The organism is Rheinheimera sp., assembly GCF_020217005.1.
Taxonomy (GTDB): domain Bacteria; phylum Pseudomonadota; class Gammaproteobacteria; order Enterobacterales; family Alteromonadaceae; genus Pararheinheimera.
Genome location: NZ_JAIWOI010000138.1, coordinates 1 through 10,000 on the forward strand (window position 1 = coordinate 1; position 10,000 = coordinate 10,000).

Here is a 10,000-nt window from a genome sequence, read left to right on the forward strand (position 1 = left end):
GTTGCAGTTACGCAGAAACAGTTTTTCAGTCGTAGGAGGAAATTTGGTGATGAATGGATATTAGAGCAAAGATTACGGATAAATTGGGTTGAAATGCCCCTTCATACACTATGGTTTATTCAGCGATCTTCTCTTGTATGCCAAAGCCGCAATATATAAATAGTCTGCTGCTGAAGTTCGTAACGCATCTCAAAATGCCCGACTAATATCCGTCGCACTTCTCGCGGTAAAAACTCGAATAGCTGCTCACCTATACGCGGATTGTTCAGCAATAATGTTGGAGCTTTAGTCAAACTCAGCACCGTTTTTGCAGCAGCCTGCTTATTTTCCGGAGCCAGAAATTCGTAAAGTCGGGCTAAATCCGACAATGCTTTACTGGTCCACTTCAGTTCCATTAACCTGGCACCGCTAAAGGATTATCTGTTCCTAAGCTTTCGGCCCATGCTTGTACAGCCTGATGATCGATGACCTGTCCCGCGTCTACATCAGCTAAAGCTTCACGAGTTAATCGTTCACGCTCTTCTTCCTGTTCCAGCCACGCAGATAAAGCTTGTTTCATAATCCAACCGCGAGAACGCTCTAAACGTGCAGCCATTTGGTCAACTTTTTCAGCCAACGGCAAAGGGATATGAGCGGTTAAAACTTTAGTTCCGACTTGTGCCACAACAATGCTCCTGATGTGAAGTGATTCAAAATTAATCATACTGATTAAACCTTATTGCAGCAAGTTGTAACCTGAGGCATTCATTCGCAGCGCAAAAACTTAAAAACAGTTAAATCCTCTGAAACCTTGTCAGACACAACACTGAAGTTGCCCGCTTCCAACACTAGCGCAAAGCCCAAATACAACCACTGCAATACAGCAACTCCCATAACAAGCAATCACATACTTCCAACCCCAACATGAAGATCCTTCATAGTGCAAATGAAATAAAACCATTGTTCTTCGTCCAGCCATCCGCGTATAACAGACACACATATTTTAGACGTCCAGACTTCTTAATGGACATTTGGACCGCATAGCAGCGAATGAGAGAGCAGATAACATGAGCAACTTCAAATTCAGCATCAAAAGCATTGGTTTTGATGAAAATTATCAGCCGGCAGACAACACCCGTATCACCACCAACTTTGCCAATTTAGCTCGTGGTGAGCGCCGTCAGCAGAATCTGCGCAACACCTTAGCCATGATCAACCACCGTTTTAATAGCCTGGTGTTTTGGGACAACCCAAACTCAGATCGTTATTCGGTGCAGCTGGATATTATTTCTGTGGCTATTCATGTAGATGGTACTTCAGAGAGCGATGACCATAACTTCCCGGCCATTGAAGTATTAAAAACCAGCATTATCGACAACAAAACCAAGCAACGTATTGAAGGCATTGTTGGCAATAACTTTTCCTCTTATGTGCGGGACTATGATTTCAGCCTGGTGCTGGCGGAACATAACAAAAATCAGCCGGGCTTTAGTGTTCCGGAGCAGTTTGGCGATCTGCACGGCAAGCTGTTTCAATATTTTGTCAATTCAGATACCTATCAGCAGCACTTTAGCAAACTGCCGGTGATCTGCCTGAGTGTATCCGACAACAAGACGTATCAGCGCACCAGCAATCAGCATCCTGTGTTAGGGGTCGAATACCAGCCAAATGAAACCTCTTTAACAGAGCAGTACTTCAAAAAAATGGGCTTAGAGGTTCGCTACTTTATGCCTGCTGGCAGCACCGCACCTTTGGCGTTTTACTTCTTTGGCGACTTGCTGAACGACTACAGCAATCTGGAGCTGGCCAGCACCATCAGCACCATGGAAACCTTTCAACGCATTTACCGGCCTGAAATTTACAACGCCCATACCGCCGCTGGAGAGCATTATCAGCCTAACTTAAAAAACCGCGATCACGCCCTGACTGACATAGTCTACGACAGAGAAGAACGCAGCCGCTTAGCGGTAGAACAAGGCAAGTTTGCGCAGGAACACTTTATTAAGCCGCACCAGGCGCTGTTAAGCCGAGTGCTTGAACAGAGCCAAGCGCAGCGTTAAAGAAAGCCCCGCTTTAAAAACAGCGCAGCGTTAAATACCATCTTTCATTGAACGAGCGAGCAATACATTCATGAACAAATTACTCCCAACATCAACGGCTGGCAGCTTACCTAAACCTTCATGGTTGGCCCAACCTGAAACCTTATGGTCGCCGTGGAAATTGCAGGACCAGGAATTAATAGACGGCAAACAGGACGCTTTGCGTTTGTCGTTGCACGAACAAGAGATGGCGGGCATAGATATCGTCAGTGACGGCGAGCAATCGCGCCAACACTTTGTCACCACCTTTATCGAGCATCTGGACGGCGTTGATTTTCAAAAACGCGAAACAGTCCGTATCCGCAACCGTTACGATGCCAGCGTGCCTACAGTAGTTGGCGCGGTCAGTCGGCAAAAACCGGTTTTTGTCGAAGATGCTAAATTTTTACGCCAGCAAACCAAAGCGCCTATCAAATGGGCACTGCCTGGCCCTATGACCATGATAGACACGCTTTACGACGCGCATTACAAAAGCCGCGAAAAGCTGGCCTTTGAGTTTGCCAAAATACTGAATCAGGAAGCCAAAGAACTGGTTGAGGCTGGTGTCGATATTATCCAGTTTGATGAGCCCGCCTTTAATGTGTTTTTTGACGAAGTGAACGACTGGGGTATCGCCGCTTTGGAACAAGCCGCTGACGGCCTGAAACAGCTGAAGTGCGAAACCGCAGTGCATATTTGTTATGGCTATGGCATTAAAGCCAATACCGACTGGAAACAAACGCTGGGCTCTGAGTGGCGCCAATACGAAGCCGTATTTCCTAAGCTGCAGCAATCCAGCATCGATATTATCTCGCTGGAATGCCACAACTCCCGGGTGCCAATGGAATTGCTGGAACTGATCCGCGGCAAAAAAGTGATGGTCGGTGCTATTGATGTCGCCAGCCACCACATCGAAACGCCGGACGAAGTGGCAGCCACACTGCGCAAAGCCCTGCAATTTGTCGACGCTCATCACCTCTACCCATGCACCAACTGCGGCATGGCCCCGTTACCGCGCCATATAGCACGAGGCAAACTCAATGCCTTAGCGGCAGGGGCACAAATAGTGCGCAGGGAATTGGCGGCGAGATAGTAAGCTATCAAATACTGGCTGTGTAGCTTCGGCTACAACACAACAGATGGCAGTTGACAACCAAACTTAATGAACCATAATTTGTGCATTAACATACTAATGCACAAATTATAATGCAAAAAGAGGCGATACTACTGAGTCAGGCTTTAGGGCAACTGGTGAAACAGATCAGGGCTGAGTCTATGGATCAATCCGAGCTTGCTGTGCGGGTTGGATTGAGCCGTAACACCATCTCCGCTATTGAAAATGGCAAAGCTGTAAACTCCGAAGCGCTGTTTGCCGTGCTGGCCCAACTGAATTTATTACAGCCGCTCACCGATGCAGTGGAACAACAATTGGCCCAATTCAATAACCTGCCACAGAAAAAGCAGCGTAAACAACGCAAAGCCAAACCGGAGCTGTCGAATGACTTCTGAACAGGCTTATGTATTTATTGACGGCCTTGAGCAGCAGCCGGTGATTTGTGGTGTAGTCACTTTAGATCCAACACGGCGTTATGGTGAGTTTCGCTATGGTAAAAGCTATTTAGCCCGGCCTGACGCCTTCCCTTTGGACCCGCTGAACTTACCTTTGTCTGAACAGCTTTACAGCACAGGCACTGGCAAAGGAGTGTTTGGCGTTTTATTGGATGCAGGTGCTGACGCATGGGGACAAAAAGTTATTTTGTCCTTGCATAAAACCAAACCAAAAAATGCATTACAGTTTTTATTGGCCGGCTCTGGTATGGGGGTTGGCGCTTTAGTTTTTAGTTTATCCCGCAGCTCGTCAAAACCTAAGCTCAACAAAAACACCCTGGGCGATTTACCTTTGCTGCTTAAAGGCAAAGACGCCATATTGAAAGACGAAGCCATACCAGAGGAAGCAAAAAAAGCTTTTGAGCATGGTTCCAGCATGGGTGGAGCCAGGCCTAAAACCTTAATCACATCCGGTGACACAACCTTTTTGGCCAAATTTAACAGGCCAGATGATTTGTTTAATCAGGTAAAAACAGAGCACGCCTGTATGCGTATGCTGGCAGAATTACCAGTGCGGGTTGCTACAACAAGAGTCGTCACAATTGCCACTGATGATGTATTACTGGTGGAACGTTTTGACTGTCATCAGCAGCGCCCTACTCATCACTTTATTAGCGCCAACTCACTGATCAATGTTGCCACTGTCAACAACGCCTCTTTGAGCAGCAACTACAGCTATGGTTTTCTTGCCGAATTTTTGCGCACACAAGGCGCAGAACCTGAAGATGCACACGAGCTCTACCACCGTATGGTGTTTAATGTGTTTATCGGTAACACAGACGATCACAGCCGCAATCATGCCTTGCTGTATTCCTTCACCGATAAAAACTGGCGTTTATCCCCCTCGTATGACGTGTTACCTGTCAATAACAGCCGCCAGCATGGTATAGGCATTGGCGATTTTGGCCGGGATGGAACAGTCGAAAACCTGTTGTCGCAGTCATTACGTTTTGGCTTAAAACAGTTTAAGGCCAAAAAAATCATCGAACAGGTAGCAGCCTTAAGCCGCGAATGGCCTTTTTACTTTAAACAACAAGGTGTAGGCGAAGGCGATTTGGAACGTTTAAAAGCTGTGATACCTGTTGTTGAGTTGTAAGGCCTCAAAGACCAGATTTAGTCAGATAACGATAGCCTGAGTTTGGGGAAAGGCTAACGCTGCAAAGTTGCCGCTCTCTAAGGAGTCGAAGGAAATGTCTTAATTCAAGAGACTGCTCAGATATATTTTGTACCACATTTGATAAATAACAGACAGTAGCTAATAATTTAACAAACCAGAATGAGTCAACTATCCCTTTATCAGATCAGTACTCAATAAGTCCAAATGCAAAACTAGTTAATGGAAGAACTAATTATGGCGTCAATTATTAAAGCTGTATGTTCAATGTTACTGTTTACTTTTAGCGTTATTACTGTAGCGTCTGATCAGTTTAGTAACGAAAAGGACGTGGTAAAAGTTAACACCCCCAACTCGTACAACTCATATGTCTTACAAGAAAAGGTTAATGAAGTTCGTTCGGACATAAAACTTATTAAAACAACAATTCGGGAACTAGAAGTATTCGATAAAGAAACAAAAGAATCGATCATAGAATTAGAGCAGTTACAATTTAACAAAGCTGAAACACAAGAAAAATTAAAAAGATTAAAACAGCTTGTTGATAATTTAAAGAAATCTATACCAGACCCCACATCTAACGAAGAAAAACCACTGAACCCGAATCAAATAAAAAATATTAATAAACTCCTTGAAGGTATACAGGAACTATTTGACCCTTTTTGGCAAATTGCCGAAACGAAGAGCTTTCTGAGATTGGGAATGCAGTTGTTTCTCAGAGCCTCTTCACCTAGCTACACAACAGCGACAACAACAGCAATAGAATCGGCCGCGGAAAAAATAGAACCAGTAGAAGAATATTTTTCTGGCAAAGCTAAGGAGATTATAGCGGCAGAAGAAGAGGTTCGCAGTAGCATATCTAGCGATAATGGTAATGCAATTGTAACATCGGCATTATTTGAATTATTAAACATTATTGACAAGCTAGCAGTAGAAGAACTTGAACAGGAATTTGCAAATTTAAAAACCACTTATAAATTAAAGCTTGGGGAAGTGCAAAAATCTATCAAGGACAATATCGAATACCAGAAGATAGAATTAACAAAAAAAGATGCTGAACTATCAGATGCGTTTACAAAAATAGAAAAAACACAAGAAAAACAGACTAGCGTTGATACAAAACTAATATACGCAGTTTATGGTATGATAGCCACACTACTTTTTATGTTTCTGTCCCTTAAAATATTTCAAACTCCAGTCGCGGTTGAAATATTAAAAAGACGCTCTCTTGTTGAAGTTGTTGGTATGGCATTTATGCTAATTACAATAATCATACTCGGCACTGGCGGAAAATTAAACCAGGAAGCTCTAGGGACTTTGCTTGGAACAATTGCAGGCTATGTTTTTGGTCGGTTAGGACACGACCGGGAATCAAGTGATGTTCAAGCAGAAAAGCTCCCAGACATTGAACCAAAAGCGCTGAAGAATACAGACTAGAGCCTAACGGGACTTAAGCCTGCGAGATAAATTGGCCTAAAGAACTTGGTTGCCCCATGAGGCTTGTTGAGCGTGATGTGTAATATCCTGATAGCAAAGCCAATGGAGAAATAGGATTCTCTTGCTTGAGCTATTAGGGGAAGTCCAGAGGTTAGCACTAGCAGTGGTATGCAGAATAACTATCCCGGATTGCCCGGGATAGTTAGATCAATAATCCAGATAATTTACAGTGAATTCAGGAAGGCTAAAAGGTCTCCCCTCTCTCCCACTGTAAGTGCTTCAAATTGAGCGCGGCTGGCAGTTGCTTCGCCTCCATGCCATAAAATCGCCTCAGTAATAGTTTGTGCCCGGCCATCGTGTAAATAACGAGCTCTTGAAACTTCACCGTGCTTGATGTTAGGCCCTGCCATTTCCTCTTTAGTTTCCTGGGTATAAGCAAGTAAGCCAAGTCCCCATAAAGGTTGTGTGCGCCACATGGACGGTTGCGCTTTACCTTCGGTAATGCCATCCGCTAAATCCGGTCCCATATCGTGCAATAAAAAGTCTGAGTAGGGTCGGATCTTCTGATTACGCAGCTCGGCAACAACGTGATTATTGCCAGTGGTCATCTCAGTAGTATGGCAGCCCGAACAATTAAGCTGCTTGAATAACTGTTCGCCTTTAGCAATAGCCTGAGGGTTGATGTCGTATTCAAATGGAACCCTTCTGTTCCCTTCCCATTCAGTGACTACACTGCGCTGGGCCGGAACACCAAGCAAACGCAGATAATTAGTGAGACTGTCGAGTCCTTTATTATCCACACCAGCAAGGTCTTTCGATGCTGATTTACAAGCTGCAGAGCTCGGATCTTGCTGACATGCATTGCTTGGGTAAAGTGTTGAAGTGACGCCAATATCCAACAACAAAGCTTGAGCAGTTTGATGACGGATACTGCCTTTACCTGCTTTCCAGCCAAAGCGACCTAAGTGTTTACGGCCTGTTTCAGGATCAATACTCCAATTGGGAATACCGCGAATACCATCGTTATTGCTATCGTCTGGATCGGCTTGAGCTAAAATGCTTGATTCGTCGATAGCTTCTATCAGTCCCATACCTATCACTTGCGGGGCTTGGCGCACCGATACTTGTTCCGGGGTTGGCCCGCTAAACGCATAAACAGGTTTTTGCAGTTTTACGGTCTTTCCACCTGACAAAGTGACATTTTTCACAGTTTCAAAGGAAGCCACTTTCACTGAAAAATCGTCGGCAGCAGGGTCAGAACTCTCTTGCTGTATATTTAATCCATAAGTTGGGTCAGGCATTAATGAATCGTGTCCGCTGGAAAGCGCCGTCATGATCGACATGGTTTTTATGCTTTGCCCTTCTTGTGCGGGCAAACTGCGACCATTCATGGCGTGACAGGCTAAACAACGGTTAGCATTAAAACGGCTTCCCATTTTACCTGCATATTCTGTGAATACCGGATTGATGTCAGGAGATTCAGAGTGAGTTCCATCTGCAAAAGAGGTATGAAATAAACGACGACCTTCAACAAAACGTTGCATGTTTTTGCCGCCAATATTTTCTACCGCTTGTTGGAAACTTCTAAACGGCTCCTCAGTGTAATTATAAGAGGTGCTGGCTAAACCACCTGACAAGGCCTCTTCTGGTAATGGGGCATTATTTAATCGTGGGCGAACGCCATACCAAGGAATGATGCCTTTACCCACCACATAAAGTTTTTCCTGTGAGTAATAACGTGTGCCGCCGCCATCAATAAGTGCCGTGCCATTAGGTCCTCTTTCTAAGAAAAAGGCTGGGGTAATTTCAATTAAATCGCCCAGGCTAAAAGTGCGGTTATTATTTTCTTTCGTGGGATCAGGATTGACCGCCGAAAAATCCACAGCTTCTGCTTTACAATTTTGCCAGGTAGGGTCACAACGATGATTAGCATAGGGGGCCAGGTAGACCATATCCGCGATACACTCAAAGGGACCTGACTCGGCAGAACAATAACGCGCAACTGTTTCTCGTGTTGAAGGGATTTTAGAATCAGGGATATTTATAAAGCCACCTAAAGCAGCCCAACCAAAGCCCTCCAACATAGGGTTCATGGAATGGAAGGCACTCATACCTACGTCCATCATTTTGCCATTGTTCACTTGTAAATAAACACTAACCCGCGAGCGGCCAGCTGGCACCTCATCGCGGATAACCAGCGACATAGTGCGGTTTTGGAAGTAAAAAGTAGGAAAGGTCAGGTAACGGCCCGGTCCTTCATCAACCTGATTCCAATTGCCTGCGGCATTGTCAGCTTCGCTCTTGAACCAGGGTTCTCCTGCTTCACGTGCATGGCGATCAACAGGTCTAAAACCTGCAACAGTGACAAGTGTTCCATCTGGTTCACTGTACTGAGTATGCTCCATCACTGGCGTGCCATCAGCAAATAACGGCGTGTAACCTTCAGCGCCCACAGGCTGAGCAATCAGATTATTTTTAGTTGGAATGGGAAATGGTGCTGGCGTAGTCAGGGCAGTTAAAGCCAAAAACTCTGGCTTATAATGCGTAGCAATCCCCTCTCCATCATAAACAGGCACTGTTGGCGTCGGAATTGGAGTTGGTGTTGGATTTGGCGTCGGATTTGGGTTTGGATTTGGAGTTGGGGTCGGATTTGGAGTTGGGATCGGGCTAGGCTCGAAAACTCCAGAAGTGGTCCCCCTCACTTCAATTTCAAAAATAGAATAACCGTACTGAGTTGCACGACTATGCCCTTCAATACGCAAATAGCGGCCATCAGCATTGAGTGAATATTTATCTAATCCACCGTTAGAATCAAGCACAGTCTGTACAGTAGACCAATTGGAGCCATCATCAGAGGTTTGTAGCGAATAGCTTTTACCGTAGGCATTTTCCCAATGAATCGCGATATCAGAAAAATGAGACCGACTACCAAAATCTAAATAAATCCATTGCTCGTCAGTGAACTTACTTGCCCAGCGGCTTTGCATATCACCATCGATGGCTTTAGCCGCATTTAAATGTCCCCCTTCCTCAGATAACGCAACTGCGCTGAAAGGGCGAATGACTGGATCCGGGCTATCACCACCGCCACCTTGATCAGTGCTCTGGGTTCCCCAGGCATGTATTTCAAACAGTGAATATCCATAGTTACTTGAACGTTTGATGCCCTGCATACGGATATAGCGTGCAGTGGCATCGATAGTAAAATCCTCGGTGCCGCCCTTACTTTCAGTTACAGACTTAATGGTGTTCCAGTTTTGGGCATCATTTGATACTTGTATTTCATATTCCCTGGCATGAGCATTTTCCCAATCAAGCACAATGCGTGAGAAATGCGTGTTAGGGCCAAAGTCTAAATATATCCATTGTTGATCGGTAAATTTACTGGCCCATCGACTGGACCTATCTTTATCAAAGATGTTGCTCGCACCTAAGTAGCCAGCTTCATCACTTGACGAAACAGCACTCATGGGCACGAGTTCTGTGTCGTCAGCAAAAACCGTGTTAGATAGACTGCATAGGGTTAGTACAACCGGTAAAACAAGCCTGCTAAATATAGCCATAAGGCGATGTCCTTTTATGGTTACTGAAAGGTTAAAAACATAGGTTGGTTGCGGGCCATGAGTAATCTACAACATTAAGGTTACATTTTACTGTCAAAAAGTGTAAGCGTAACGCCAACCACAAGTTCCCCTATTCGCTCATTTGTAGCTTGTCGGCACTGGTCTGATCTTTTGATGCAAGCATGGCTGTTACTTCTGGTACAAAAAACAATCAGTCAAGC

8 protein-coding genes are annotated in these 10,000 nt (G+C 44.9%); 5 read left to right on the forward strand and 3 right to left on the reverse strand.

Features of this window, described 5'->3' with window-relative positions:
* Positions 1–119 precede the first annotated feature (119 nt).
* Both LDL40_RS06735 and LDL40_RS06740 read right to left on the reverse strand, forming a co-directional pair.
* The gene (locus LDL40_RS06735) at positions 120–395 is read right to left on the reverse strand and encodes a type II toxin-antitoxin system RelE/ParE family toxin (RefSeq protein ID WP_300994451.1); all 276 of its coding nucleotides are present in this window, start codon (positions 393–395) and stop codon (positions 120–122) included.
* Positions 395–664, reverse strand: a complete 270-nt coding sequence (locus LDL40_RS06740) for a CopG family ribbon-helix-helix protein (RefSeq protein WP_300994452.1) — start codon at positions 662–664, stop codon at positions 395–397. Before LDL40_RS06740 ends, LDL40_RS06735 begins: the two co-directional genes overlap by 1 nt.
* A 382-nt stretch (positions 665–1,046) precedes the next feature.
* On the opposite strand from LDL40_RS06740, the gene LDL40_RS06745 reads away from it, so the two are divergent.
* The 5 genes from LDL40_RS06745 to LDL40_RS06765 all read left to right on the forward strand — a co-directional run bounded on the left by LDL40_RS06745 (position 1,047) and on the right by LDL40_RS06765 (position 6,216).
* The gene (locus tag LDL40_RS06745; RefSeq protein WP_300994453.1) at positions 1,047–2,039 is read left to right on the forward strand and encodes a DUF1852 domain-containing protein; all 993 of its coding nucleotides are present in this window, start codon (positions 1,047–1,049) and stop codon (positions 2,037–2,039) included.
* A gap of 70 nt (positions 2,040–2,109) precedes the next feature.
* Positions 2,110–3,150, forward strand: a complete 1,041-nt coding sequence (locus LDL40_RS06750; protein ID WP_300994454.1) for a methionine synthase — start codon at positions 2,110–2,112, stop codon at positions 3,148–3,150.
* 113 nt (positions 3,151–3,263) lie between these two features.
* Positions 3,264–3,566 (forward strand): helix-turn-helix transcriptional regulator, encoded by a 303-nt coding sequence (locus LDL40_RS06755; RefSeq protein WP_300994455.1) that lies wholly within the window; start codon positions 3,264–3,266, stop codon positions 3,564–3,566.
* Complete coding sequence (locus LDL40_RS06760; RefSeq protein ID WP_300994456.1) at positions 3,556–4,761, forward strand: type II toxin-antitoxin system HipA family toxin; 1,206 nt, start codon at positions 3,556–3,558, stop codon at positions 4,759–4,761. Before LDL40_RS06755 ends, LDL40_RS06760 begins: the two co-directional genes overlap by 11 nt.
* A 255-nt stretch (positions 4,762–5,016) precedes the next feature.
* On the forward strand, positions 5,017–6,216 hold the full coding sequence (locus tag LDL40_RS06765) for a hypothetical protein (protein WP_300994457.1): 1,200 nt from the start codon (positions 5,017–5,019) through the stop codon (positions 6,214–6,216).
* 224 nt (positions 6,217–6,440) lie between these two features.
* Here the strand turns inward: LDL40_RS06765 and LDL40_RS06770 are convergent, their stop codons facing one another.
* Complete coding sequence (locus LDL40_RS06770; protein WP_300994458.1) at positions 6,441–9,779, reverse strand: di-heme oxidoredictase family protein; 3,339 nt, start codon at positions 9,777–9,779, stop codon at positions 6,441–6,443.
* Between the last annotated feature and the right edge of the window lie 221 nt (positions 9,780–10,000).